We start from the raw sequence: 24,594 nt of genomic DNA, 5'->3' as shown, positions 1-24,594 counted from the left end.
GGCTACTAGTCGTCCTCGTCGTCCAAGCGGGCCAGCCAGGTGGCGAACCGCTCGATCGGCGTCTCGAACTCCGGGTTCAGGTCGACGAACTCGCGCAGCCGTTCGGCCACGAAAGCGAGCGTGACATCCTCCTCGCCACGTCGCTTCTCGAGTTCCTCGATCCCGCGGTCGGTGAAGTACACGTCAGCTGAACGCCTGCTTCAGCAGCGTCGCCTGCTCGGTGCCGTGCACACCGTGCGAGCCGACCGCCGGGGCGGACATGGCCGGCCGGGACACCCGGTAGAACGGCTTGCCGCCCAGGTGCTCGGTCAGGTTCAGCGCCATGAACGGCCACGGGCCCTGGTTCGCCGGCTCGTCCTGCACCCAGCGGATCTCGGTCGCGTTCGGGTACTTCGCCAGCTCGGCGACGATCTCGTCGGCGGGCAGCGGGTAGAGCTGCTCGACCCGGAGGATCGCGGTGCTGATCTTGTCCGCCTCGACCGTCTTCCGCTCTGCGAGCAGGTCGTACACGATCCGGCCGGAGGCCAGGATCACCCGCTCGACACCTGCCGCGTTCGTCTCGGCCTCGGCGTCGCTGAGCACCGGCTTGAAGGTGCCGTGGGTCAGCTCCTCCGGCTGCGACACCGCCTCCTTGCGCCGCAGCAGCTGCTTCGGCGTGAAGACGATCATCGGGACGTGCTCCTCGCCGAGCGTGTGCCGGCGGAGCAGGTGGAAGTACGACGCCGGGGTCGACGGCTGCGCCACCGTCATCGCGTCCTCCGCGCACAGCGCCAGGAACCGCTCGATCCGGGCCGAGGTGTGGTCCGGGCCCTGGCCCTCGTAGCCGTGCGGCAGCAGCAGCACGACGCCGGACTTCTGGCCCCACTTCGCCTCACCGGACGAGATGTACTCGTCGATGACCGACTGGGCGCCGTTCACGAAGTCGCCGAACTGCGCCTCCCAGAGGGTCAGCGCCTCGGGCCGCGCCACGGAGTACCCGTACTCGAAGCCGAGTGCGGCGTACTCGCTGAGCAGCGAGTCGTAGACGTAGAAGTTCCCCTGACCGCCCTCGTCCAGGTGCTGCAGCGGGACGTAGTCCTGCCCGTTGACCCGGTCGATGACGGCGGCGAACCGCTGGACGAACGTGCCGCGACGGCTGTCCTGACCGGCGAGCCGGACCGGACGTCCGTCGAGCAGCAGCGAGCCGAGGGCGGTGATCTCCGCGCTGGCCCAGTCGATCGGGCCCTCGGTGATCGCGTGCGCGCGGCGCTGCAGCTGCGGCATCACCTTCGGGTGCACGGTGAAGCCGGCCGGCAGCGTGGTGTGCGCGTCGGCGATCTTCTTCAGCACCTCCGGCGTGATCGCGGTCGCGTCCGGGCCCTCCGGCTTGTCCGGGTAGTCCGGCGCCGTCACGTACGGCGGCGGCGTGTCGGGCTGGCTCTTCGCCTCGCGGACCTCCGCGAAGACCCGCTCGAGCCGGTGCTGGAAGTCCTGCATGGCCTGCTCGGCCTCTTCGATCGTGATGTCGCCACGGCCGATCAGGGCCTCGGTGTAGAGCTTGCGGACCGAGCGCTTCTGCTCGATCAGGTCGTACATCAGCGGCTGGGTGAAGCTCGGGTCGTCACCCTCGTTGTGACCGCGGCGGCGGTAGCAGACCAGGTCGATGACGACGTCCTTGTTGAACGCCTGCCGGTACTCGAAGGCCAGGTCCGCGACCCGGATGCAGGCCTCGGGGTCGTCGCCGTTCACGTGGAAGATCGGCGCCTGCACCATCCGGGCCACGTCGGTGGAGTACATCGACGAGCGCGACGAGGCCGGCGAGGTGGTGAAGCCGACCTGGTTGTTCACGATCACGTGGATCGTGCCGCCGGTCCGGTAGCCGCGCAGCTGGGACAGGTTCAGCGTCTCCGCCACCACGCCCTGGCCGGCGAAGGCCGCGTCACCGTGGACGAGCAGCGGCAGCACCGGGAACGCGGCGCCGCGGTCCAGGATGTCCTGCTTGGCCCGGACGATGCCCTCGAGCACCGGGTCGACGGTCTCCAGGTGGGACGGGTTCGCCGCCACCGAGACCTTGATCTTGTCGCCGAACTCGGAGACGAACTCGCCCTCGGCGCCCAGGTGGTACTTGACGTCGCCGGAGCCCTGCACGGTCCGCGGGTCGATGTTGCCCTCGAACTCGCGGAAGATCTGTCCGTACGACTTGCCGACGATGTTGGCCAGCACGTTCAGCCGGCCGCGGTGCGCCATGCCGATCGCGACCTCTTCCAGGCCGGCGCCGGCCGCCTCCTCGCAGAGCTCGTCGAGCAGCGGGATCGTGGTCTCCGCGCCCTCGAGCGAGAAGCGGCGCTGACCGACGTACTTGGTCTGCAGGAAGGTCTCGAACGCCTCGGCCTCGTTCAGCTTGGCCAGGATCCGGAGCTGCTCCTCGCGCGGCGGCTTGGTGTGCGGCCGCTCGACCCGCTCCTGGATCCACTTGCGCTGCTCGGGGTCCTGGATGTGCATGTACTCGATACCGGTGGTCCGGCAGTACGAGTCGCGCAGGATGCCGAGGATCTCGCGGAGCTTCATGAACCGCCGGTCGTTGCCGCCGAACGATCCGGTGGCGAACTCGCGGTCCAGGTCCCACAGCGTCAGGCCGTGGGTGGCGACGTCGAGGTCGGGGTGGCTGCGCTGCTTGTACTCCAGCGGGTCGGTGTCGGCCATGATGTGGCCGCGCACCCGGAACGCGTGGATCAGCTCGAGGATCCGAGCCTGCTTGCTGATGTCCTCCTCGTGGCTGTGCGGGAGGTCGGCGGCCCAGCGGATCGGCTCGTAGGGGATCCGCAGCGACTGGAAGATCTCGTCGTAGAAGCCCTCGCCGCCGAGCAGCAGCTGGTGGATCCGGCGCAGGAACTCACCCGACTGGGCGCCCTGGATGATCCGGTGGTCGTACGTCGAGGTCAGCGTCATCACCTTGCTGACCGCGAGCTTGGCCATCGTCTCCTCGGCCGCGCCCTGGTACTCCGTCGGGTACTCCATCGCGCCGACGCCGATGATGCAGCCCTGGCCGCTCATCAGCCGCGGCACCGAGTGCTGGGTGCCGATCGTGCCGGGGTTGGTCAGGCTGATCGTGGTGCCCTGGAAGTCCGGCAGCGCGAGCTTGTTGTCGCGGGCCCGGCGGACGATGTCCTCGTAGGCCATCCAGAAGTCGGCGAACGTCATCGTCTCGGTCGCCTTGATCGACGGCACCAGCAGCTGCCGGGTGCCGTCCGGCTTCTTCATGTCGATGGCCAGGCCGAGGTTGATGTGCGCCGGGTTGACCAGGGTCGGCTTGCCGTCGGTCTCGTCGTACGACGCGTTCATGTCCGGCAGCGTCTTCAGCGCCTTGACCAGCGCCCAGCCGATCAGGTGGGTGAAGGACACCTTGCCGCCGCGGGCGCGCTTGAGGTGGTTGTTGATGACGATCCGGTTGTCGATCAGCAGCTTGACCGGCACCTGGCGAACGCTGGTCGCGGTGGGGACCGTGAGGCTGGTCTCCATGTTCTGCGCGGTCCGCGCGGGGGCGCCGCGCAGAATCAGCCGCTCGGAGTCCGCGCCGGCCGCGGGGGCGGGCTTGGCCTGGGTGCTGGGCGGCTGGTTCACCGTGCCTCCGGTCGGGGCGCCGGACTTGGCCGGTGCTTGCTTCGCTGCCGGCTGCGTCTGAGGTGCGGCTGCCTGCGCAGCGGCCGGGGTGGGCTGGGTCGCCGCGGTGGTGGCCGCGGGTGCGCTCGAGGCCGGCGCGGACGTCGCCGTACCGCGGCTCGGCGCCTCGGGGGTCTTGTTGTCGGACACCGCGTCCGGTCGGGGAGCGTCGGCCGGGGCGGTCTTCACCGGAGTCGCGTCACCTGGCTTGTACGTCTTGAAGAAGTCCAACCACGCCGGATCCACCGAATTCGGGTCCTGCTGGTACTTCTCGTACAGCTCGTCGACCAGCCATTCGTTCGCACCGAAGGCTGCTAGGGGATTGGTGTCTGATGGCTCGGTGGCCACTTGGCAGTTCGCCTCTTCCGATTTCGGGTCCGGTACCGCGGTTCGTTAATGCTGATGTTATGGGTGGTGTCCCAAGCAAAGGCTAATAGCTGGGGGACCACTTCCACAGCTCGGGACCACCGGACCAGTGTGTCGAGTGGTCGGGCTCTGGCGACCGGATCCATCGGCGGCTGAAACACTGCCCACAAAGGTGTTTCAGGCCACATGCCGCCCTCTCACCGCCCGCCGCCGCGGAGAGGAACGGTCATAGCTCCGGGACGCCTTGCAGAGGTGGCTTTCCGGCGGTCCCGAGCGGCTGGTCCGGACGGCGCCCTGAGCGTGGCTGCCCACTGTATGCAGTTGTCCACTCGCCACCCGTGACGATCACCACTGCGCAAAAGTGTGGTCAACGTCACGCTCCGAATCAGTCCACCTGGGCATGATTGGCCTTCATCGGCTGGAGAACTTCCGGACCGGGAGCGGGTGCTAGGTGGTCGCCTCCTCGAGGGTCCGCAGTTCGGGGGCGGCGTGGGTGCTGGAGACGGCCCCGGAGAGCGGGGTCTGCCAGATCTTCTCGAGGACCTGGATGAAGGCGGTGGCGTCCTCGCGGGTGCCGAAGTCGAGGTCGATGTGAACTGTGGCGGGGTCGTCGACGGGTCGGCTGATGCGGTACGCGAGCACGTGGTGGTCGCGGCGGGCGCGGTCGTAGCGGTCGAAGGCCGCCTTCCACGCGTCGTAGTCGGCGATGGTGTTCTCGATGTGCAGTGTGATCATGCGATCAGCGTGAGCCTGCCGGGTGGTGCCGGCCCATCCCCGATCCTGGGGATCTTTCGTACGCTCACGGTGTGCGGGATCGGGTGGAGCGACTGTGTTCCGGCACGCTCGACGCGAAGGCGCTGCGCGAGCGGGCGCTCACCGAGCTGCGGCGTGCCGTGCCGTTCGACGCCTACGTCTGGACTCTCACCGACCCGGTCACCAGGATCGGCACCTCACCTCTGGCCGACATCCCAGGGCTGTCCTGGCCGGACCTTCCTGCTCTCATCCAGTCGCGGTACCTGCGCTGGACCAACCTCATGGTGGGTGGTGAGCCGGTCGTATGGCGTCGTACGGACGACGTCGAGGTGTTGACCGCGGTCTTCGCGGACCGCTTCGGCTGCTGGGCCTGGTTGGACCTGTGGCGCACGAGCAGCTCGCCCTTCACGTCGGCCGAGCGTGACCTGATCGCGTCCGTCCTACCGGTGCTGACCACCGCCCTCCGAAGGGCCCAGGCAAGAACCTTTACCGCCCAGGTCCCACCTCCGTCCGGCGGGCCGGCCGTTCTCGTTCTCAGCGCGGATCTGCAGGTCCGGGTCGGCACGCCCGCGGCGCGTGAGGCACTGCATCGGTTGAACCCACCGGACGATCCCGCCGTGGTCGGGCAGGCGATCCCCGCGGCGGCGTACAACCTGGCGGCAGCTCTCGTTGCTGCCGAGAACGGCGTACCGATCGGGCCGCCCTGGTCACGTGTCCACCTGGGCGCCGGCCGCTGGGTCACCCTCCGGGCCGCCCGCACCGCACCTGACTCCGATCTCGCGGTCACCATCGAGGAATCCACACCCGCCGAACGCCTGGAAGTCTTCGCCCTCGCGCACGCCCTGACGCCCCGCGAACGCGAGATCCTCGCCGAGCTGACCACCGGCGCCGACTCCCGTCACATCGCCCAGCGCCTGGTCCTGTCCGAACACACCGTCAACGACCACGTCAAGGCGATCCTCGCCAAGACCGGCGCCACCACCCGCCCGACCCTCCTCGCCCGCGTCGCCGGGACGGGGTGACGTACCTAAGAACAGGAGGTGGTGGGCGAAATCGGCTCCGCGGCCGGGTGCCTGAGGCGGGTGGGCGTCGTCGGGCGAGCACTACCTCCTGTTCTTGGGCTCGGCGGGCGGCATACTGACGGGATGGCGTTGACGGATGAGGCGATCGTCAAGATCAAGGGGATGATCACCTCGGGGGAGCTCGGGCCCGGGGACCGGTTGCCGAAGGAGGCGGATCTCGCCGCCCGGCTGGGGTTGTCGCGGAACTCGCTGCGGGAGGCGGTCAAGGCGCTCACGCTCGTCAACGTGCTGGACGTGCGGCACGGCGACGGGACGTACGTGACCAGCCTGGACTCGGCGCACCTGCTGGACGCGCTGAACTTCATGGTCGACCTGCACCGCGACGACTCGGTGCTGCAGTTCTTCGAGGTACGGCGCCTGCTCGAGCCCGGCGTGGCGGCGCTGGCCGCGACCCGGATCAGCGTCGAACAGATCAACGAACTGCGACTGCTGACCAGCGATCTGGCGCCGAATGCTTCGGTCGAGGAGCTGGTCGCGAACGACCTGCGGTTCCATCGCGCGATCGCCGAGGCGACCGGGAACCAGGTGGTCTGCTCGCTGCTCGACGGGATCTCCGGCGCGACCCAGCGGGCCCGGATCTGGCGCGGCGTCACCCAGGCCGGTGCGGTCGAGCGCACGCTCGCCGAGCACGCCGCGATCCTGGACGCCATCGAGATCCGCGACGCCGAAGCGGCCCGCGCCTGGATGACCGCCCACATCGCCGGCGTCGAAACCTGGCTCCGCAAGGCCTCCTGAGCCGGGTGGTTCGAGGTCTGGTGTCGGTGGGTGTCCTGGGGTAGTCCGGTGGTGTGGCCTTCGAACCACCTCCACCTCGTAGTGCGCTGACCTTGCGGATCGTGCTGGCGGCGTTCGGGGTGGCGCTGTTCGTGGCGGCCGCGGTGTTGGCCGTCGTCTACGACCTTCCGGCCGGGTGGGTGATTGTCTTCGGGGCGTTCGCGGTCGTCGCGCTGGTCGACCTGGTGGTTGTTGCCCGGCGCAAGCGTTCGGAAAGGAGTTGATGCCGCGTCCGGCGGCCCGTATTCTTACAACGTCCCATTCCCGACGTCAGGGGTCCGCGTTGTAGCTCCGAGGTCTTTCTTCAGCCGATCGATCGCCACCTGTCTTGGTGTGCGGTCTCGTTGAGACCTCGTTGGGAGTGCAACGCCTATGAGTATTTCCCTGTCCTGTACCGACCTCTTCTTCGCCTGGCCCGACGGTGAAGTGCAGTTCGACGGCCTCACGTTCGTCGCCGGCCCGGTTCGTTCCGGCCTGGTCGGCCGTAACGGCGCGGGCAAGTCGACGCTGCTCCGGCTGATCGCCGGCCGGCTCACTCCGCAACGCGGGGCGATCCGGGTCAGCGGCGAGCTCGGGTACCTGCCGCAGGACCTGACCCTCGACACCTCGTTGCGGGTCGACCAGGCGCTCGGTATCGAAGCCGTCCGGCGGGCGATCACCGCGATCGAGTCGGGTGACGCCTCGGAGGAGAACTTCGCGGTCGTCGGCGACGAGTGGGACGTCGACGAACGCGCCGAGGCTTTGCTCGGCAAGCTCGGCCTGGGGGCGATCGACCTCGACCGCAGCGTCGGCGAGCTGTCCGGCGGCGAGACGATCCTGCTCGGGCTCGCGGCCGAGTTGCTGCGGCGTCCCGACGTACTGCTGCTCGACGAGCCGACCAACAACCTCGACCTGCGGGCGCGGCGGCATCTGTACGACGCCGTGGACCAGTTCCGTGGCGCGTTGGTGATCGTCAGCCACGACCGGGAGCTGCTGGATCGCGTCGACCAGATCGGAGACCTGCGTAAGGGCGAGGTCACCTGGTACGGCGGGAACCTGACCGCGTACGAGGAGGCGGTCGCTGTCGAGCAGGAGGCCGCGGAGCGGATGCTGCGGGCGGCCGAGGCCGACGTACGGAAGCAGAAGAAGGACCTGGTCGAGGCGCGGATGAAGATGGATCAGCGCCGGGCCCGGGGGCAGCGCGCCTTCGAGCAGGGCGGGATCCCGAAGATCATCGCGGGCGGATTGAAACGGTCCGCCCAGGTGTCGGCGGGAAAGCATCTCGGGATGCAGTCCGAGCGGCTCGACTCGGCGCAGGAGGCGCTCGCCGACGCGGAGGAGAAGGTCCACGACGACGACGTGATCCGGGTCGACCTGCCGAAGACCGCCGTACCCGCCGGCCGCGTCGTGCTGCAGCTGGAGGATCACGTACTGCGGACCGGGGCACACGTCGACCTGGAGATCCGCGGTCCGGAGCGGATCGCGCTGACCGGGTCGAACGGCGCCGGGAAGACCACGCTGCTGCAGTCGATCGTGGCGGGGGAGTTGCCGGCCGTGCCGTTCCGGTACCTGCCGCAGCGGCTCGACCTGCTCCGGGACGACCTGTCGATCGTGGACAACCTGGCGTTGCTGGCTCCGAGTACGGAGAACCAGGAGCGACGGGCACGGCTGGCACGGTTCCTGTTCCGTGGGCGGGCGGCGGATCAGTTCGTCAGCACGTTGTCCGGCGGCGAACGTTTCCGGGCGACGCTGGCGGCGCTGCTGCTCGCGGAACCGCCGCCGCAGTTGCTGATGCTGGACGAGCCGACGAACAACCTCGACCTGGCCAGCGTGGCGCAGTTGAAGGATGCGTTGGCGTCGTACAACGGAGCCCTCGTGATCGCCAGTCACGACGTCCCGTTCCTGCGGGACATCGGCATCACTCGGTGGGTCGAGCTGACGCCGGAGACGCTGACCGACATCGATCCGCTGTAGGCGGCTCGCGGCTCGCACTGCCTTGATTCTGATACCCCCTAGGGGTACCTTCTCGGGTATGAGCGAGCACGAACACGGCGGGCACGGGGATCATGCGGCGCAGTTCAAGGACCGGTTCTGGATCAGCCTGGCGCTGGCGGTGCCGGTGGTGTTCTTCAGCGAGATGTTCGCGGACCTGCTCGGGTACCTGCGGCCCGACTTCTCCGGTGCCGGGCTGATCGCGCCGGTGCTCGGCACGGTGATCTTCGTGTACGGCGGGCAGCCGTTCCTGACCGGTGGATGGAGCGAACTGAAGTCGCGGCGCCCCGGGATGATGCTGCTCATCTCGATGGCGATCACCGTCGCGTTCGTCGCCTCGTGGGTGACCACGCTGCAACTCGGCGGGTTCGACCTGGACTTCTGGTGGGAGCTCGCGCTGCTGATCGTGATCATGCTGCTCGGGCACTGGCTGGAGATGCGGGCGCTCGGCGCGGCGTCCGGTGCGCTCGACGCCTTGGCCGCGCTGCTTCCGGACTCGGCTGAGAAGGTGACCGACGACGGGGTTGTCGAGGTGTCGCTGCACGAGCTGCAGGCGGGCGACGTCGTACTCGTGCGTTCCGGTGGACGTGTGCCGGCGGACGGCACCGTGGTCGAGGGGCAGGCCGAGGTCGACGAGTCGATGATCACCGGCGAATCGCGGTCGGTGTCGCGGGCTGTCGGTGATGCCGTGGTCGCGGGAACTGTTGCCACTGACAACGCTCTGCGAGTCGAGATCACCGCGGTCGGCGACGACACGGCACTGGCCGGCATCCAGCGGCTGGTGGCCGAGGCGCAGGCGTCGTCCTCCCGTGCGCAGGCGCTGGCGGATCGTGCCGCCGCGTTCCTCTTCTATTTCGCGTCGATCGCCGGTCTGATCACGTTCGTGGTCTGGGCGCTGCTCGGCAAGCTCGACGAGGCCGTGACGCGTACGGTGACCGTCCTGGTGATCGCCTGCCCGCATGCCCTCGGGCTGGCCATCCCGCTGGTGATCGCGATCTCGACGGAGCGTGCGGCCAAGGCCGGCGTACTCGTGAAGAACCGGTTGGCGCTGGAGCGGATGCGGACGATCGACGCGGTCCTGTTCGACAAGACCGGCACGTTGACGAAGGGCGAGCCGGCCGTCACCGGGGTCGCGACTGTCGACGCGGTGTCGCACGACGAGTTGCTGGAGCTGGCGGCTGCGGTCGAGTCGGACAGTGAGCACCCGTTGGCAAAGGCAATCGTTCGCGCACACTCCGACCGGGTGCGAGTGGGCGCTGGGCGTTTGGTGGCGACAGATTTCCGGTCGTTGACCGGGCGGGGTGTGCAGGCGACGGTCGCCGGTGCGGAGGTCGCGGTCGGCGGACCGGCGTACCTGCGGGAGAACGGCCTCACCGAGCCGGACGCGCTCGACGCCGAGGTCGCGGGTTGGAAGGCTCGCGGAGCCGCGGTGCTGCATGTGGTTCGGGACGGGCAGGTGCTGGGTGCGATCGCGCTCGAGGACGAGGTTCGCGAAGAGTCCCGGCAGGCGGTCGCCGCGCTGCACAGGCGCGGGGTGAAGGTCGCGATGATCACCGGCGACGCGCATCAGGTCGCCGAGGCGGTGGCCAAGGAGTTGCGTATCGACGAGGTGTTCGCCGAGGTGCTGCCGCAGGACAAGGACGCGAAGGTCGCGGAGCTGCAGGCTCGCGGGCTGAAGGTCGCGATGGTCGGTGACGGCGTGAACGACGCCCCGGCGCTGGCCCGGGCCGAGGTCGGGATCGCGATCGGCGCCGGCACCGACGTCGCGATCGAGTCCGCCGGTGTCGTCCTCGCCGCCGACGATCCGCGGGCCGTGCTCTCGGTCATCGACCTGTCCAAGGCGAGTTACCGCAAGATGTGGCAGAACCTCGTCTGGGCCACCGGCTACAACGTGATCACGGTCCCGCTGGCCGCCGGAGTCCTCGCCTTCGCCGGAGTGGTCGTCTCACCCGCCGTCGGCGCCCTCCTGATGTCGATCTCCACGATCGTCGTAGCCCTCAACGCGCAACTACTCCGCCGCCTCAACCTCTCACCCACCCGCTTGGCCGCGTAGCCCGTCCAACGTGACCCGCACCAGGCGCCGTACCGCCGCTTTCGACGGTACGGCGCCTGCTGCCTGGAGAGCGTGAACGCAGTACGTCGCCAACTCCTTCGGCGGTACGTCGACCCGCACCTCACCCAACCGCTCCGCGATGAACTCCACCAGATGCTCGCGGGCATGACCGACCTGCTCCGTCCGATGCAGTGAAGAGGCGGCCTCGATCGGCGGATGTTCGTGGCAGATGAACGCGTACGCCTCCAGTACGTCGTCGATGCGCTGGGTCCGGTCCCAGACGTCGGAGAGCTGTTGCAGGTGATCGGCGACCTGACGCTGATGCCAGGCGGCGAGGGTCGAGTCGACGTCGGCGAAGTACTTGTAGAGCGTCGCCCGCCCGACACCCGCACGCTGCGCGACCTCAGCCATCGTGACGCCGGTCAGGCCGCGTTCGGCGACAAGAGCCGCGGTCGCGTCGAGGATCGCTTCGCGGACCGCCTGGCGGTGGGTGGCGATGCTGTCGTTCCACAACTTCGGCATGGCTGGATTCTAGCGGGACAGTCTGCCTATGATCGAGACACAGTGTCTCGAAAAAGGAGGATGCCGTGGCAGCTCTCGAAGCGCGGCTCGATACGGCGCGTGCGGATCGGTACCTCGCCCAGCTGGCGAGCCATATGGCGCACGGTCCGGGTGGGTTGACGGTGCTTTCCACGTCCGCCGAGGAGTTGGTCGTCGACCTCGGTACGGCGACCTGGTCGGTGCGTGCTGCGCCCGAGGAGTTGGTGCTGCGGATCGAGGCAGATGACGTGACCGAGCTCGAGCAGCAGAGCGCCCGGGTGGCGCACCGGGTCGAGCAGATCGCGCGCCGCGACGGGTTGCAGGTCTTCTGGCAGCAGATATGACTACTGTGAGTATGCCGATGAACCGCATTATGTGACAGGTCGTAGCGAGCTGGGCCGGTTGCACAGTCGGGGCCCGCTGGGTGTGCAGATTCCACGGTGAGGCCCGGGAGCGAGCGTCGTACGTTCGATGAAATCCCAGGGCTGGAGGTTTCCATGGCCGGTACATCTGTTGGTGCGGACGACTACGCGCTCGCCAGGGTCCCTGACCACGCGCGGTACTCGTGGTGGTCGGTCGCGACCCAGCGCTTCGGGCAGATCTCGGCGCTCAGCCAGTTCCTGCTCGGCGCGACGCTCGGGTTCGGGATGAGTTTCTGGACCGCGTTCTGGGCACTCACGCTCGGCGCGGTGATCCTCGAACTCGTGGCGATCCTGATCGGCGTCATCGGCGTCCGCGAGGGCCTGCAGACCTCCGTGATCGCGCGCTGGACCGGGTTCGGCCAGGCCGGCTCGTCGCTGATCGGCCTGGCGATCGGGATCAGCCTGATCGGCTGGTTCGGGATCCAGTCGGCGGTGTCCGCGGCCGGTCTGAGCCAGCTGATCGGCATCCTGCCGACCTGGGGCTGGTCGCTCGTCTTCGGCCTCGCGGTCACACTCGTCGTCCTGCGAGGCTTCCACTCGATGGCCTGGGTCGCCTACGTGACCGTCCCGGCCTTCCTGCTCCTGGTCGGCTGGTCGATCATCAGCGAGCTGTCCGACCACAGCTTCGGCTCGCTGGTCAACGCCGCACCGGCCGGACCGCACCTGAGTCTGCTGGAGGGTACGACGCTGGTCGCCGGCGGATTCATCGTCGGCGCGGTGATCACGCCGGACATGACCCGCTACAACCGGACGGTCGGCGACGTGGTCAAGCAGACGGTGCTCGGCATCACCCTCGGCGAGTACGTGATCGGTCTGGTCGGCGTACTGCTGGCGCACGCGATCGGCTCCGCGAACGTGGTCACCATCGTCACCTCGTCGGTCGGCTGGGTCGGCACGCTGGTGATCATCCTGGGCACGATCAAGATCAACGACTGGAACCTCTACAGTTCCGGCCTCGGCGTGGTGAACTTCATCGGCACCGTCTTCGGCCGGCACGTCAACCGGGCGGTCGTCACGCTCGTGGTCGGCGTCCTCGGCAGCGTGCTCGCGGCCGGCGGGATCCTGGACAAGTTCACCGACTTCCTGATCGTGCTCGGCGTCGCGTTCCCGCCGATCGCCGGAATCATGGTCGCGGAGTACTTCGTGGTGAAGCGCTGGCGCCCCGACCTCGAGGCCTCCCGCGCGACCGGCACGCTGCCCCCGACCGCCCCGACCTGGGTACCGGCCACGATCGTGATCTGGATCGGCGCCGCGCTGATCGGCAAGTACGTCGCCTGGGGCCTGCCGAGCATCAACTCGCTCCTCGTCGGCTTCCTGGCCTACGTCGTGGCAGGCAAGCTCGGACTGATCCGCGGCCTAGGCACAAGCCGCACGATGGACAGCGACCCGGCCGCCGCCCCCGCCACCAGCTCACAGCTTCATCTTTGAGAACCCACCAACCAGTTCGCCGCCCGCAAAACGGTTGGTGGCTTCTCAAAGTCGGAGAAGGATGAACGAAACGGGAGGATCTGGAATGCGTATCGGCATCGATGTCGGCGGCACGAACACCGACGCCGTGCTGCTGGACGGCACGAGCGTGCTGGCGGCGAACAAGTCGGCGACCAGCGCGGACGTGACGGCCGGCATCATCGACACCCTGGACCGGCTGCAGGCGGAGCGATCCTTCGACCCGGCGCAGGTGCAGGCCGTGATGATCGGCACCACGCACTTCATCAACGCGCTGATCGAGGCCCGCCGCCTGGCGCCGACCGCGGCCCTGCGGCTCGGACTGCCGGCCACCGCGTCACTGCCGCCGCTGGTCGACTGGCCCGAGCGGCTGGTCGAGGCGATCAGCGGCCGCAGCTACCTGGCGCACGGCGGTCACGAGTTCGACGGCCGGCACATCGCCGAACTGGACCCGGACGAGCTGCGCCGGCACGCGGGCGACATGATGAAGCACGGCGTACGGTCGGTGGCGATCTCGTCGGTGTTCTCGCCGGTGAGCAACGAGTTCGAACTCCGCGCGGCCGAGATCCTGCGGTCCGAGCTCGGCGACGACGTGGCGATCTCGATGTCGCACGAGATCGGCCGGATCGGCCTGCTGGAGCGGGAGAACGCGACCATCATCAACGCCGCGCTCCGTGAGCTGGCGGCCGGCATCGTCGACGGACTGTCCGGTGCGGTCGCCGGTCACGGCATCTCCGCGCCGCTGTACCTGAGCCAGAACGACGGCACGCTGATGGACGTCGACTTCGCCCGCCGGTACCCGGTCGCCACGTTCGCGTCCGGCCCGACCAACTCGATGCGCGGCGCGGCGCTGCTGTCCGGTCTCGACACGTGCGCGGTCGTCGACGTCGGCGGTACGACGAGCGATGTCGGCGTACTCACCCACGGCTTCCCGCGGGAGGCGACGACCGAGGTCGATGTCGCCGGGGTGCGGACCAACTTCCGGATGCCCGACGTACTCAGCATCGGGATCGGCGGCGGCAGCTTGGTGGTCGAGGGCAACGACCAGGTGACGGTCGGGCCGCGATCCGTGGGCTATCGGTTGACCGAGGAGGCCCTTGTCTTCGGCGGTAAGACGCTGACCGCGACAGATATCGCGGTCGCGGCCGGTCGGGCACTCGTGGGCGACGCGGAAGCGGTTGCCGATCTGGATCCGACGCTGGTGAAGTCGGCCCTGGCGCGTGTGGCCGCGGACATCGCGGACGCGGTGGAGCGGATGCGTACGTCGCCCGACCCGCTGCCGGTGGTGGCGGTCGGCGGTGGGTCGATCCTGCTGCCGGACGATCTGCCCGGCAGTCTCGCCGTACACCGGCCGGATCACTTCGCGGTCGCCAACGCGATCGGCGCCGCGATCGCGCAGGTCGGCGGCGAGGTCGACCGGGTGTACGCGATCGACCCGGGCCGCCGGGACGCGGTGGTGGACGAGGCGCGGCAGGAGGCCGTCGACCGCGCGATCGCAGCCGGCGCCGACCCCGCGGCCGTGCGGATCGTGGACTTCGACGAGGTCCCGATCCCGTACCTCCCCGGCAATGCCACCCGCATTCGCTGCAAGGCGGTCGGCGACCTCCGGCTGGGGGCTGCGTCATGAGCGCGGACCTGGAGGCCATCACAAATCAGCCGCAAGCGGCCGGCCCCGCGGGGCGGGTGGCGGAGACCGCAATTGTGATGGGCCTGGCGTCCGGGGTGGAGTGGTTGCGATGAAGTTGCGTGCTGAAGACCTGGGGGCCCTCGCTCGCGGTGCCGCCGTGCTGGGCACCGGGGGCGGCGGGGATCCGCACATCGGGCGGTTGCTGGCGGAGCAGGCGTTGCGCGAGCACGGGCCGGTCGAGATCGTTGCCGTCGACGACCTTCCGGACGACGCGTGCGTACTGCCGGTGGCGATGATGGGCGCGCCGACCGTGATGGTGGAGAAGCTGCCGTCGGCCGACCAGATCTCGGTCGCGGTGCAGACGCTGGCGAAGTACGTCGGGAAGACGCCGACCCACCTGGCCTGTATCGAGGCCGGCGGGGTCAACTCGACCGTCCCGGTGATCGCCGCCGCGCAACTCGGGCTGCCGCTGGTGGACGGCGACGGCATGGGCCGCGCGTTCCCCGAACTGCAGATGGTGCTGCCGACGCTCGCCGGCATCGAGGCGACGCCGATGTCGATCGTCGACGAGAAGGGCAACCGCGGCGTCTTCGACACGATCACCAACGAGTGGGCCGAACGACTGGCCCGCTCGGCGACCATCGACATGGGCTGCTCGGCGATCGTCTCGCTGTACGCGATGACCGGCGCGGAGGCCCGTGGCTCGTTCGTCGCCGGCACCCTCAGCAAGTGCGTCACGATCGGCCGCGCCATCGAGCAGGCGCAACGTACGCACACCGATCCGGTCGCGGCGGTCGTGGAGGAGTTGGGCGGTCGGCTGTTGCATGTGGGCAAGGTCGTCGACGTGCAACGCCGTACGACGACCGGCTTCGCGCGCGGTGACGCCGCGGTCGACGGACTGGATGCCTCGCACGGACGGCTGCTGGTGCTGCGGTTCCAGAACGAGCACCTGGTCGCGGAGCTCGACGGTGCGGCGGTCGCGACCACGCCGGACCTGATCATCGTGCTCGACACCGAGTCCGGCGAGCCGATCACCACCGAGGCGCTGCGCTACGGCCACCGGGTCAGCGTGCTCGCCGCACCGGCCGACGAACGCTGGCACTCCCCGGAAGGCATCGAACTGGTCGGCCCGCGGTACTTCGGCTACGACCTCGACCCCATCCGGGCACTGGCATGAGCTGGCAACTCGATATCGAGCATCTACGTGATCTAGCGCGGGGCGCGGCGATCCTCGGCACAGGCGGTGGCGGTGACCCGCTGATCGGGCGGCTGCTCGTCGAGCAGGCGATCCGTGAGCACGGCCCGATCACGGTGCTCGATCCCGACGAACTGGACGACGACGCGTTCGTCATCCCGACCGCGCAGATGGGCGCGCCGACCGTGATCGTGGAGAAGATCCCGCGCGGCAGCGAACCGGTCGGCGCCCTGCGCGCGCTCGAGAAGCACCTCGGCCGGCGGGCCGACGCGACGATGCCGATCGAGTGCGGCGGCATCAACTCGATGATCCCGCTGCTCGTCGCGGCGCGGACCGGGCTGCCGGTCGTCGACGCGGACGGGATGGGGCGGGCGTTCCCCGAGCTGCAGATGGAGACGTTCTCGGTGTACGGCGTACCCGGGTCGCCGATGGCGATCGCCGGGGAACACGACGAGACCGTGGTGATCGACACCGGCGCGGACAACCAGCAGATGGAGTGGCTCGCGCGCGGGATCACCATCCGGCTCGGCGGGGTCGCGCACATCGCGGAGTACTCGATGACGGGCGCCGAGGTGAAGCGGACCGCCGTACCGCGGACGCTCTCGCTCGGATTGTCGATCGGGCGTGCGGTCCGGGAGGCGCGGGCGGCGCATGAGGATCCGATCGAGGCACTCCGGGCTGCCCTGGCGCCGACGCTGTACAACCACCTGCGGGTGCTGTTCCGCGGGAAGGTCGTCGACGTGGAACGCCGTACCGTCGAGGGCTTCGCGCGGGGGCGGGCACGCTTCACCGGGTTCGACGGTACGTCGCAGCTCGAGCTGCGGTTCCAGAACGAGAACCTCGTCGCGGAGGTCGACGGTGAGGTGGTGTGCACCGTGCCGGACCTGATCTGCGTACTGGAGGCGGACACCGCCGAGCCGATCACCACGGAAGGCCTGCGCTACGGCCAGCGCGTGACCGTGGTGGGTATCTCCACGCCGGACCTGATGCGAACACCTGAGGCGTTGGCGGTGTTCGGCCCGTCCTGCTTCGGGCTGGACGTCGAGTTCAACCCCGTCGAGCGCCGTACCGAGGTGCTCGTCCCCTGACCCTCGGCCCGCCGCGTCGACCCCTCCACGGCGGGCCGAGGTTCCACCCGGACGCCCTTCCCGTGGGACCGGCACGCTCAGCACCCGGACGCCCAGCACTCACCAACTGCCCTTCTCGCGAGACCGCCACGCTCAGCCGAGCTCATTTGGCGCGTTTGCTGAGTGCTGCAGGTCCGCCAGTGGCAGGATCCCCTCATGGGTACGGTCATCCAGGAGCACGACCTAGGGGCACTGGTTGTCGGGGTCACGCTGCTCGGCTCCGGCGGTGGCGGGGACACGGGTGCGTTCGGCCGGATGCTGCGCCGACGGCTCGGTGCGGGGGAGTTGGTACTGCGGGACGCCGCGGACATGACCGGTGTGTCGGTGAGTCCGATCGGCGTGGTCGGAGCGACCAGTGTGCTGATGGAGAAGCTCCCGGGCGGTGGTGAGTTCGACGCGGCGGTGCGGGCGGTCAGCCGCTGGACGGGTACCGAGGTCACCGGGCTGATGTCGCTAGAGGCCGGTGGGCTCAACGGGCTGACACCGCTGATCGCCGCGCTGGATCTGGGCCTTCCGGTCGTCGACGCGGACCTGATGGGACGGGCCTTGCCGCGGCTCGATCAGTTCTCGTGGGCAGTGGCGGGCCGCTCGCTGACGCCTTGTGCGCTGAGTGAGCCGAGCGGTCAGGTGATCGTTGTGGACAACGTCGACGCGGCCGGTCTTGAACGAGCAGTGCGGAGCTTCGTCGCGCACACCGGGGGGTGGGCGGTGCTCGCACTTGCTCCTACGCCGGTAGAGGCTGCGGCGGCGGACGCGGTGCAGGGCAGCTTGACCCGGGCGCTGGCACTCGGCCGAGCCCACGCCGGCCTCGAGCCTGGCGCCACACCGGCTGATGTCGCCGAGGGGCTGGGCGGACGGCTGCTGGGCACCGGCCGCGTCGAGGAGGTTGCACGGCATCTCATCGGCGACGGCGGCGCCGCGTTCGGTCGCGGCAGTGTCTGCGTCGTCGACTCCGGCAGTCGCGCAGTCATCCGGATCGAGACCGAGAACGAGTACCTGCTCGCACTGGTCGACGGCACGCCCGTGGTCACCACACCGGACCTGCTCTGCGTCCTGGACCGGCGTACGCTCCAGCCGATCGCGGTGGACGCCATCCGCAGTGGTGACGAGGTTCTGGTCCTGGCCCTGCCCGGTCCAGCCTGGTGGCGTCGCCCCGACCGAATCACCCACGTCGGCCCACAAGCGTTCGGGCTGGCCTGCGCTCCGCAACTGCTGGAAGCGTCATGAGGGACCTGGCGCCGTCGTTGGCGGCCATGCTCAGCTCACCCGGCTGGAGTCTGGTGACTGTGCTCGGCAGCGGGGCGGACCCGGGACCTCGATTGACTGGGTCTCGGGTGTTGCTGGAGGTCTCTGCCCACCCGGAGCAGCTGGACGGGCAGTTGCTCGTCGTACTGCTGGCGGATGACCACACCGACTGGCGGATCGACGCTCTGATCAGTAGAGCCTCGGCGGCGGGCGCAGGTGCCTTGCTGCTGGCTGGTGTGGAGCCGTTGGGTCGCGGGGCTCAGTTGCTGGCGGAGCGGTTGCAGCTGCCGGTGCTGGGTTGCTCGGACCCGCTGGCAGCACATGAGCACCTGCGACGCGTGACAGCCGAGCCAGAGGTAGTCCGGTCGGACCTGGTACTGCGGGCGGTCGGAGCGTTGCGGCGCGCGGACGGTGACCTCACCTCGGTACTGCGGACAACGTCCGACGTACTGGAACGCCCTGTCACGTTGGCCGGAGCTGACGGCGGCACGCTGGCCGGTGAGCCGTTGGAGGCCGGTGAGCGTACGGCGTTGGTGGCTGCGTTGCCGCGCGTACCAGTGGCGTGGGCAGCGCCGTACCGGGTTGATCTGCCGAGTGGTGCGGTGCTGATCGCGGTTGCTGTGGTCGGTGTGGGGCCGGTGTGCTGGTTGGTCGCGCGGCTGCCCGGTGTGGTGCCGGCTGAGGTTGCCGCCGTACCTGATGTGCTCAGCGTCGTGGCACCGGCAGTGGGGGAGCGGCTGGCGTTGCGCCGGCTGGAGCTGGAGCGGGATGCCCGTCAACGTACGTCGTTGCTCGGTGAACTCCTGCACGGTGAGCCGTCCGAGGCGACGCGGCGGCGTGCGGTGGATCTCGGATGGCAGCTCGACGGGTGGCACACGGGCATACGGATCGGTGCTGAGGGCCAGGTAGATGTCGCTGGTCGACGGGCCGATGTGGTGGAGGCGTTCGACGCTGAAGGGCTGCGGGCGGTCGTGGTGGAGCAGGGCGACGGCTGGTCTGCGTGGATCACCGCCGTGAGCGAACCGACCTCGACGGAGGTGCAGCAGCAGGCTGCCGCGATCCGCCGTGTGCAACGCCGACTGGTGCAGACAGTGGACGCGTACGTCGGTGTTGGCCGCGTGCAGCCGGGGCCGAGTGGAATCGCCACGACACTCGCCGAGGCGGGTGACGCGGCCGGTCTGGCTCGTGGGCGAGCTGAAACGGGTCGCTTCCTCCACGTGGACCGTCTGGGCTTGGCACAGCTCCTTCTGGCCTGGACGCGGACCGACACGTTCCAGCCCGCGGCGCAGGCCCTGCTGGCTCCGATCAAGGACCAGCCTGGGGAACTGGTCACCACGCTGGCGGTCTACCTGGACACCGAGTCGTCCCTCGCCGAAACGGCCGCAGTACTAGGCATTCACCGCAACACCGCGGCCGCTCGCATCACCAAGATCCAGCACCTGCTGGGCGTCGACCTCACCAACCCGGACGAACGCCTGGCCCTCCACCTCGCCTCACGCACCTCACCTACGGAATAGAACTGCCCTAGGCGTAGGTGGAGCGATGGGCCTATGGGGTAGGTGCGTCCTCGCGTAGTAGGCCGGCTGACTTCAGGTCTGACCAGACGGCCGTGGGGACCTCGGTGCGTGCGAGGGCGGCGTTGGTGTGGACCTCGTCCGCGGTGCGACAGCCGACAGCGATCCCGGCGACCGCAGGGTGCGCCAACGGGAACGCAAGAGCCGCTGCCGGAAGCGTGGTGCCATGCGACTCGCATACGTCCGCGAGCTTGTTGGCCTTGTCGATCAGCGTCTGCGCCGCCGGCTCGTAGTTGAACGTGGTCCCCGCCGCGGGCCGCGGCTGCGACATCAGCCCCGAGTTGAAGATGCCCACGGCAACGACCTGCACGTCGTTGTCCAGGCAGGCCGGCAGTACGTCGTCCAGACCGTCCGGATCGATCAACGTGTAGCGTCCGGCCAGCATGATCACGTCGATGTCGAGCTCCCGCACGAACCGGGTCAGCATCGCCGACTGGTTCATCCCGGACCCGATCGCGCCGATCACGCCCTGCTCCCGCAACTCGATCAGCGTCGGGAACGCGGTCGCGACCGCCTCCTCGAAGTGATCGTCCGGGTCGTGCACGTACACCACGTCCAGCCGATCGGTCCCGATCCGCTGCAACGAGTCCTCGATGCTCCGCAGTACGCCGTCCCGCGAGAAGTCCCAGCGCCGGCGCCGCCGCGTGTTCACCGCGAACCCTTCGTCGTCAGGTGCGTCGGCGTCCGCCTCGTAGATGATCCGTCCGACCTTGGACGACAGGACGTACTCCGAGCGCGGCTTCCCGGCCAGCCCCGGAGCCAGCCGTTCCTCGGCCAGTCCGAGTCCGTAGTGCGGGGCGGTGTCGAAGTACCGCCAGCCCTCGTCCCAGGCCGCGTTCACGGTCTCGACCGCCTCTGCGTCGGTCACCTCGCCGAGCAGACTGCCCAACGGGGCGCCGCCGAGGCCGACGCGCTGACCCTCCGGAAAGAGCCTCATCAGCGGGCCGCCGGAATCCGCAGGTTCTGCATCCCGCCGTCGACCGCCACCGCCGTACCCGTGGTGGATCCGGACAGCGGGCTGGCCAGGTACGCGATCGCCTGGGCGACCTCGTCCGCCGACACCAGCCGGCCCATCGGCTGGCGTGCCTCGAGGGCCGCACGCTCCGCGGCCGGGTCCGCCGCGACATCGAGCAGACGTCCGACCCACGGAGTGTCCGCCGTACCAGGATTCACGCAGTTCACCCGGATCCCTTCCCGCACGTGGTCGGCGGCCATCGCCATTGTCAGCGCCAGGACGGCGCCCTTGCTCGCCGAGTAGAGCGCCCGGTTCGGCAGGCCGGCGGTCGCGGCGATCGAGCAGGTGTTGACGATCGCGGCCGCGTCCGACTTCCGCAGGTGCGGCAGCGCGGCCCGGGTCACGCGCGCGATCCCGACGACGTTCACGTCCAGCACGCGGTGCCATTCGTCGTCGTCGTTCGCGGTCACATTGCCCTGCGCGCCGATGCCGGCGTTGTTCACCACGATGTCGATCCCACCGAGCTGCAGCGCGGCCGCGGCGACCGCGTCCCGCACCGAGCCGTCGTCGGTGACGTCCGCGGCGATCCCGGTCAGCGGCTCGGGGACCTCCGGCTTCAGGTCGAACACGACCACCTGCGCACCCCGGGAGGCGAGCAGCTGGGCGGCCGCGAGCCCGATCCCCGAGGCGCCTCCGGTGACAACCGCGCGGAGGCCGGCGAAATCAGTCACTTCTTCTCCTTGTTCAGGTCGGTCCAGATCTTGCCACCCGGGAACCGGAAGTCGGTCAGCGTCTCCGCGTCCATCTCGGCGCCGAACCCGGGCCGTACCGGTGCCACGTAGTGCCCGTCCCGGATCACCACCGGGTCCAGGAAGTGCTCGTGCAGGTGGTCCACGAACTCGATCACCCGGTCGTCCAGCGAACCGCTCACCGCGACGTAGTCGAACATCGACAGGTGCTGGACCAGCTCACACAGTCCTACCCCGCCCGCGTGCGGGCACACCGGCACGCCGAACTTGGCCGCCAGCAGCAGGTTCGCGACGTTCTCGTTGACGCCCGCGACCCGGGCCGAGTCGAGCTGCAGGACGGACAGCGCCTCGGCCTGGAGCATCTGTTTGAACACGATCCGGTTCTGCACGTGCTCACCGGTCGCGACCCGGATCGGCGCGATCGCCTTCGCGATGGCGGCGTGCCCGAGGATGTCGTCCGGGCTGGTCGGTTCCTCCACCCACCAGACGTCGTACGGCTTGAGGGCCTCGATCCAGGTGATCGCCTCGGCGACGTCCCAGCGCTGGTTCGCGTCGACCGCGATCCGGATGTCCGGGCCGACGGCCTCGCGGGCCAGTTGCATGCGGCGGATGTCGTCGTCCAGGTTCGCGCCGACCTTGAGCTTGATCTGCGTGAACCCCTCGGCGATCGCCTCGTGGCACAGCCGGACCAGCTTGGCGTCGTCGTACCCGAGCCAGCCGGGGGTTGTCGTGTACGCCGGGTAGCCGCGCTCCCGCAGCACCGCTTCCCGCTCGGCGCGACCGGCCTCGGCCTTACGCAGGATGTCCAGCGCGTCGTCCCGCGTCAGCGCGTCGGTGAGGTACCGGAAGTCGACCAGGTCGACGATCTGCTCCGGGGTCAGGTCCGACAGCAGCTTCCAAAGCGGTACGCCGGCGCGCTTGGCGGCCAGGTCCCACACCGCGTTGACGACCGCGCCGATCGCCATGTGCATGACGCCCTTCTCGGGGCCCAGCCAGCGCAGCTGAGAGTCGTGCACGAGCGACTTCCAGAACCGGCCGAGGTCGTTCAGCGTGGCGTCCAGGTCGAGCCCGAGGACATAGTCGCGGAGCGCCTCGATCGCGGTCGTCTGGATGTCGTTGCCACGGCCGATCGTGAACGCGAACCCGTGCCCCTCGAGCCCGTCGCCGGCGTTGGTCCGCAGGATCACGTACGCCGCGGAGTAGTCCGGGTCGGTGTTCATCGCGTCGGAGCCGTCCAGGTCCAGCGACGTGGGGAAACGGACGTCGTACGTCTCGAACTCGGTGAATCGTGGCATCGAGGACCCGATCTGCTGCGTGGGCGGACTGTCGGGACGGATCCTATAGGATATGGGGCTCGCGCGGTAGGTAAACCCGAACGGCCACGCAGGCAGAACCCCGGTTTCCGCCCCGTATCGGCCCGCGAGCGGGGGTTGTGCCTGCGTAGCGGTCCGCCCCCGTACAGTCGGTCGCGTGACCACGAGCGACGGAGTGCTGCGGCTCGGCAACCGGTCCTTCGGGCCGGGCGAATTCGCGCTGATGGCGATCGTCAACCGGACGCCGGACTCGTTCTTCGACCGCGGCGCGACGTACGCGACCGACGCGGCGTTCGCGGCGATCGACAAGGCCGTCGCCGAGGGCGCGGACCTGGTCGACATCGGCGGCGTGAAGGCCGGGTACGGCGAACCGGTCAGCGAGACCGAGGAGCTCCGCCGGACCGTGGACTTCGTGGCCGCGATCCGCGCCCGCCATCCGGATCTGGTGATCAGCGTCGACACGTACAGAAGCGGTGTCGCCCGGCAGGTCGCGGAGGCCGGAGCCGACCTGATCAACGACACCTGGGCCGGCGCCGATCCCGACCTGGTGAACGCCGCCGCCGAGGCCGGCACCGGCCTGGTCTGCAGTCACGTCGGCGGACTCTCACCACGCACCGATCCGCACCGGATGGCGTACGACGACGTGGTCGCGGACGTGATCCGCACGACCACCGCCCTCGCGGATCGCGCGCTCGCGGCGGGCGTCCGGCCGGACGGGATCCTGATCGACCCGACGCACGACTTCGGCAAGAACACGTTGCAGTCGCTGGAGCTGACCCGCCGCCTCGACGAGCTCGCCGCCACCGGCTGGCCGGTCCTGGTCGCGGTGTCGAACAAGGACTTCATCGGCGAGACCCTCGAACTGCCGCCGGGGCAGCGCGGCAACGGCACCCTTGCGGCGCTCACCGTCTCGGCCTGGTTGGGCGCCCGCGTGTTCCGCGTGCACGACGTACCGGCCGCGCGGCAGGCCCTCGACTTCATCGCCGTACTGCGCGGCACCGCGCAGCCCGCCGGAACCCGAAGGAGCCTCGCCTGATGCGCCGCCTGGACGATCTGAGCGACGAGGAACTGATCGCGGCCTACGAGGTCGCCGACCGAGCGGTGCCGCACCTGCGGGCCAACTTCGTGAGCAGCCTGGACGGTGCGGTCGAGATCGACGGCCAGTCGAAGGCGCTGTCGAGTGACTCCGACAGCCGGATTTTCAGCGTAATCCGGCGGTTGGCGGACGTCGTCCTGGTCGGCGCGGGGACGATCCGCGACGAGGGCTACAGCCCGCTCAAGCTGTCGGCGAAGGCGCGCGAATGGCGTACGGCGGCCGGGCTCGCCGAGAACCCGACGCTTGCGATCGTGTCGTCGCGGCTCGAGCTGAGTCCGGTGAATCCGGTGTTCAAGTCCGCCGTACGGCCGATCGTCGTCACGCATGCGAGCTCCCCGGAGGACCGCCGGGAAGCGCTGGCGGAGGTCGCCGAGGTGCTCGTGCTGGGGGAGGTGACTGTCGACCTGCAGGCGGTCGTGGACGAGTTCGCCGCGCGCGGGATGACGCAGATCCTGTCCGAGGGCGGGCCGCATTTGCTCGGCGCGTTGACCGCGGCCGATCTGGTCGACGAGCTGTGTCTCGCGCTGGCGCCGCTGCTGGCGGGACCGGGAGCCATGCGGATCACCGCCGGGACCCCGTCGACTCTGACTCGGCAGATGAAGCTCGGATCGGCGCTGTCCGCGGAGGACGACTACCTCTTCTTCCGCTACCTCCGGGAGGCCTGAGT

Annotated in this window: 21 protein-coding genes; 14 read left to right on the top strand and 7 right to left on the bottom strand. The window is 69.3% G+C overall.

All coding sequences use genetic code 11. The features are described from left to right. Window positions 1-5: 5 nt before the first annotated feature. The 3 genes from OHB24_RS00690 to OHB24_RS00680 all read right to left on the bottom strand — a co-directional run bounded on the left by OHB24_RS00690 (window position 6) and on the right by OHB24_RS00680 (window position 4,740). Complete coding sequence (locus OHB24_RS00690) at window positions 6-182, bottom strand: DUF6104 family protein (protein ID WP_165546322.1); 177 nt, start codon at window positions 180-182, stop codon at window positions 6-8. Between the two features lies 1 nt (window position 183). Continuing rightward, window positions 184-3,987, bottom strand: a complete 3,804-nt coding sequence (locus OHB24_RS00685) for a multifunctional oxoglutarate decarboxylase/oxoglutarate dehydrogenase thiamine pyrophosphate-binding subunit/dihydrolipoyllysine-residue succinyltransferase subunit (RefSeq protein ID WP_327636933.1) — start codon at window positions 3,985-3,987, stop codon at window positions 184-186. A gap of 465 nt (window positions 3,988-4,452) precedes the next feature. Next, window positions 4,453-4,740 (bottom strand): hypothetical protein, encoded by a 288-nt coding sequence (locus tag OHB24_RS00680; protein WP_327636932.1) that lies wholly within the window; start codon window positions 4,738-4,740, stop codon window positions 4,453-4,455. Window positions 4,741-4,811: 71 nt separating this feature from the next. Here OHB24_RS00680 and OHB24_RS00675 point away from each other — a divergent pair, with 71 nt between their 5' ends. The 5 genes from OHB24_RS00675 to OHB24_RS00655 all read left to right on the top strand — a co-directional run bounded on the left by OHB24_RS00675 (window position 4,812) and on the right by OHB24_RS00655 (window position 10,638). Beyond that, window positions 4,812-5,780: a helix-turn-helix transcriptional regulator gene (locus OHB24_RS00675; RefSeq protein ID WP_327636931.1), complete on the top strand. Its 969-nt coding sequence runs from the start codon at window positions 4,812-4,814 to the stop codon at window positions 5,778-5,780. Window positions 5,781-5,903: 123 nt separating this feature from the next. After that, on the top strand, window positions 5,904-6,575 hold the full coding sequence (locus tag OHB24_RS00670) for a FadR/GntR family transcriptional regulator (RefSeq protein WP_327636930.1): 672 nt from the start codon (window positions 5,904-5,906) through the stop codon (window positions 6,573-6,575). Between the two features lie 53 nt (window positions 6,576-6,628). After that, the gene (locus OHB24_RS00665; protein ID WP_327636929.1) at window positions 6,629-6,838 is read left to right on the top strand and encodes a DUF6343 family protein; all 210 of its coding nucleotides are present in this window, start codon (window positions 6,629-6,631) and stop codon (window positions 6,836-6,838) included. A 148-nt stretch (window positions 6,839-6,986) separates the two neighbouring features. Continuing rightward, window positions 6,987-8,567: an ABC-F family ATP-binding cassette domain-containing protein gene (locus tag OHB24_RS00660; RefSeq protein ID WP_327636928.1), complete on the top strand. Its 1,581-nt coding sequence runs from the start codon at window positions 6,987-6,989 to the stop codon at window positions 8,565-8,567. Window positions 8,568-8,625: 58 nt separating this feature from the next. After that, window positions 8,626-10,638 carry a copper-translocating P-type ATPase gene (locus OHB24_RS00655; protein ID WP_327636927.1) on the top strand — a complete coding sequence of 671 codons (2,013 nt, stop codon included), beginning with the start codon at window positions 8,626-8,628 and terminating at the stop codon, window positions 10,636-10,638. Here OHB24_RS00655 and OHB24_RS00650 read toward each other — a convergent pair. Continuing rightward, window positions 10,615-11,160: a TetR/AcrR family transcriptional regulator gene (locus OHB24_RS00650; RefSeq protein ID WP_327636926.1), complete on the bottom strand. Its 546-nt coding sequence runs from the start codon at window positions 11,158-11,160 to the stop codon at window positions 10,615-10,617. The genes OHB24_RS00655 and OHB24_RS00650 overlap by 24 nt on opposite strands. Window positions 11,161-11,225: 65 nt before the next feature. Here OHB24_RS00650 and OHB24_RS00645 point away from each other — a divergent pair, with 65 nt between their 5' ends. The 7 genes from OHB24_RS00645 (at window position 11,226) to OHB24_RS00615 (ending at window position 19,757) form a co-directional block, all read left to right on the top strand. Beyond that, window positions 11,226-11,522 carry a DUF2218 domain-containing protein gene (locus OHB24_RS00645; protein WP_327636925.1) on the top strand — a complete coding sequence of 99 codons (297 nt, stop codon included), beginning with the start codon at window positions 11,226-11,228 and terminating at the stop codon, window positions 11,520-11,522. 153 nt (window positions 11,523-11,675) lie between these two features. Next, window positions 11,676-13,028, top strand: a complete 1,353-nt coding sequence (locus OHB24_RS00640) for a purine-cytosine permease family protein (RefSeq protein WP_327636924.1) — start codon at window positions 11,676-11,678, stop codon at window positions 13,026-13,028. An 85-nt stretch (window positions 13,029-13,113) separates the two neighbouring features. Next, window positions 13,114-14,673 (top strand): hydantoinase/oxoprolinase family protein, encoded by a 1,560-nt coding sequence (locus OHB24_RS00635; protein WP_327636923.1) that lies wholly within the window; start codon window positions 13,114-13,116, stop codon window positions 14,671-14,673. Between the two features lie 109 nt (window positions 14,674-14,782). Continuing rightward, the gene (locus OHB24_RS00630) at window positions 14,783-15,850 is read left to right on the top strand and encodes a DUF917 domain-containing protein (RefSeq protein WP_327636922.1); all 1,068 of its coding nucleotides are present in this window, start codon (window positions 14,783-14,785) and stop codon (window positions 15,848-15,850) included. Further along, the gene (locus tag OHB24_RS00625) at window positions 15,847-16,956 is read left to right on the top strand and encodes a DUF917 domain-containing protein (RefSeq protein ID WP_327636921.1); all 1,110 of its coding nucleotides are present in this window, start codon (window positions 15,847-15,849) and stop codon (window positions 16,954-16,956) included. Before OHB24_RS00630 ends, OHB24_RS00625 begins: the two co-directional genes overlap by 4 nt. Before the next feature lie 195 nt (window positions 16,957-17,151). After that, a complete protein-coding gene (locus OHB24_RS00620) occupies window positions 17,152-18,222 on the top strand; it encodes a DUF917 domain-containing protein (protein WP_327636920.1) in 1,071 nt (356 codons plus the stop codon). Then, window positions 18,219-19,757, top strand: a complete 1,539-nt coding sequence (locus OHB24_RS00615; RefSeq protein ID WP_327636919.1) for a PucR family transcriptional regulator — start codon at window positions 18,219-18,221, stop codon at window positions 19,755-19,757. Before OHB24_RS00620 ends, OHB24_RS00615 begins: the two co-directional genes overlap by 4 nt. Window positions 19,758-19,788: 31 nt before the next feature. Here OHB24_RS00615 and OHB24_RS00610 read toward each other — a convergent pair whose 3' ends face one another. The 3 genes from OHB24_RS00610 to OHB24_RS00600 are packed head-to-tail and all read right to left on the bottom strand — an operon-like array spanning window position 19,789 to window position 22,813. After that, window positions 19,789-20,751 (bottom strand): aldo/keto reductase, encoded by a 963-nt coding sequence (locus OHB24_RS00610; protein ID WP_327636918.1) that lies wholly within the window; start codon window positions 20,749-20,751, stop codon window positions 19,789-19,791. Beyond that, window positions 20,751-21,500, bottom strand: a complete 750-nt coding sequence (locus OHB24_RS00605; RefSeq protein ID WP_327636917.1) for an SDR family NAD(P)-dependent oxidoreductase — start codon at window positions 21,498-21,500, stop codon at window positions 20,751-20,753. Before OHB24_RS00605 ends, OHB24_RS00610 begins: the two co-directional genes overlap by 1 nt. After that, complete coding sequence (locus tag OHB24_RS00600; protein WP_327636916.1) at window positions 21,497-22,813, bottom strand: L-fuconate dehydratase; 1,317 nt, start codon at window positions 22,811-22,813, stop codon at window positions 21,497-21,499. Before OHB24_RS00600 ends, OHB24_RS00605 begins: the two co-directional genes overlap by 4 nt. A 241-nt stretch (window positions 22,814-23,054) precedes the next feature. Here OHB24_RS00600 and folP point away from each other — a divergent pair, with 241 nt between their 5' ends. Then, window positions 23,055-23,867: a dihydropteroate synthase gene (gene folP / locus OHB24_RS00595; protein ID WP_327640998.1), complete on the top strand. Its 813-nt coding sequence runs from the start codon at window positions 23,055-23,057 to the stop codon at window positions 23,865-23,867. Beyond that, window positions 23,867-24,592 carry a pyrimidine reductase family protein gene (locus OHB24_RS00590; RefSeq protein ID WP_327636915.1) on the top strand — a complete coding sequence of 242 codons (726 nt, stop codon included), beginning with the start codon at window positions 23,867-23,869 and terminating at the stop codon, window positions 24,590-24,592. Before folP ends, OHB24_RS00590 begins: the two co-directional genes overlap by 1 nt. Window positions 24,593-24,594: the final 2 nt, after the last annotated feature.

The organism is Kribbella sp. NBC_00482 (assembly GCF_036013725.1).
Taxonomy (GTDB): Bacteria; Actinomycetota; Actinomycetes; order Propionibacteriales; family Kribbellaceae; genus Kribbella.
This window is presented reverse-complemented; position numbering and strand designations above follow the sequence as displayed.

What these genes read in the sequence shown, in the direction of transcription:
- OHB24_RS00635 (WP_327636923.1), top strand. Translation starts at nt 13,114, where the DNA reads ATGCGTATCGGCATCGATGTCGGCGGCACGAACACCGACGCCGTGCTG.
- OHB24_RS00680 (WP_327636932.1), bottom strand. Translation starts at nt 4,740, where the DNA reads ATGATCACACTGCACATCGAGAACACCATCGCCGACTACGACGCGTGG.
- OHB24_RS00630 (WP_327636922.1), top strand. Translation starts at nt 14,783, where the DNA reads ATGAAGTTGCGTGCTGAAGACCTGGGGGCCCTCGCTCGCGGTGCCGCC.
- OHB24_RS00600 (WP_327636916.1), bottom strand. Translation starts at nt 22,813, where the DNA reads ATGCCACGATTCACCGAGTTCGAGACGTACGACGTCCGTTTCCCCACG.
- folP (WP_327640998.1), top strand. Translation starts at nt 23,055, where the DNA reads ATGGCGATCGTCAACCGGACGCCGGACTCGTTCTTCGACCGCGGCGCG.
- OHB24_RS00660 (WP_327636928.1), top strand. Translation starts at nt 6,987, where the DNA reads ATGAGTATTTCCCTGTCCTGTACCGACCTCTTCTTCGCCTGGCCCGAC.
- OHB24_RS00620 (WP_327636920.1), top strand. Translation starts at nt 17,152, where the DNA reads ATGGGTACGGTCATCCAGGAGCACGACCTAGGGGCACTGGTTGTCGGG.
- OHB24_RS00650 (WP_327636926.1), bottom strand. Translation starts at nt 11,160, where the DNA reads ATGCCGAAGTTGTGGAACGACAGCATCGCCACCCACCGCCAGGCGGTC.
- OHB24_RS00655 (WP_327636927.1), top strand. Translation starts at nt 8,626, where the DNA reads ATGAGCGAGCACGAACACGGCGGGCACGGGGATCATGCGGCGCAGTTC.
- OHB24_RS00625 (WP_327636921.1), top strand. Translation starts at nt 15,847, where the DNA reads ATGAGCTGGCAACTCGATATCGAGCATCTACGTGATCTAGCGCGGGGC.
- OHB24_RS00590 (WP_327636915.1), top strand. Translation starts at nt 23,867, where the DNA reads ATGCGCCGCCTGGACGATCTGAGCGACGAGGAACTGATCGCGGCCTAC.
- OHB24_RS00610 (WP_327636918.1), bottom strand. Translation starts at nt 20,751, where the DNA reads ATGAGGCTCTTTCCGGAGGGTCAGCGCGTCGGCCTCGGCGGCGCCCCG.
- OHB24_RS00640 (WP_327636924.1), top strand. Translation starts at nt 11,676, where the DNA reads ATGGCCGGTACATCTGTTGGTGCGGACGACTACGCGCTCGCCAGGGTC.
- OHB24_RS00670 (WP_327636930.1), top strand. Translation starts at nt 5,904, where the DNA reads ATGGCGTTGACGGATGAGGCGATCGTCAAGATCAAGGGGATGATCACC.
- OHB24_RS00615 (WP_327636919.1), top strand. Translation starts at nt 18,219, where the DNA reads ATGAGGGACCTGGCGCCGTCGTTGGCGGCCATGCTCAGCTCACCCGGC.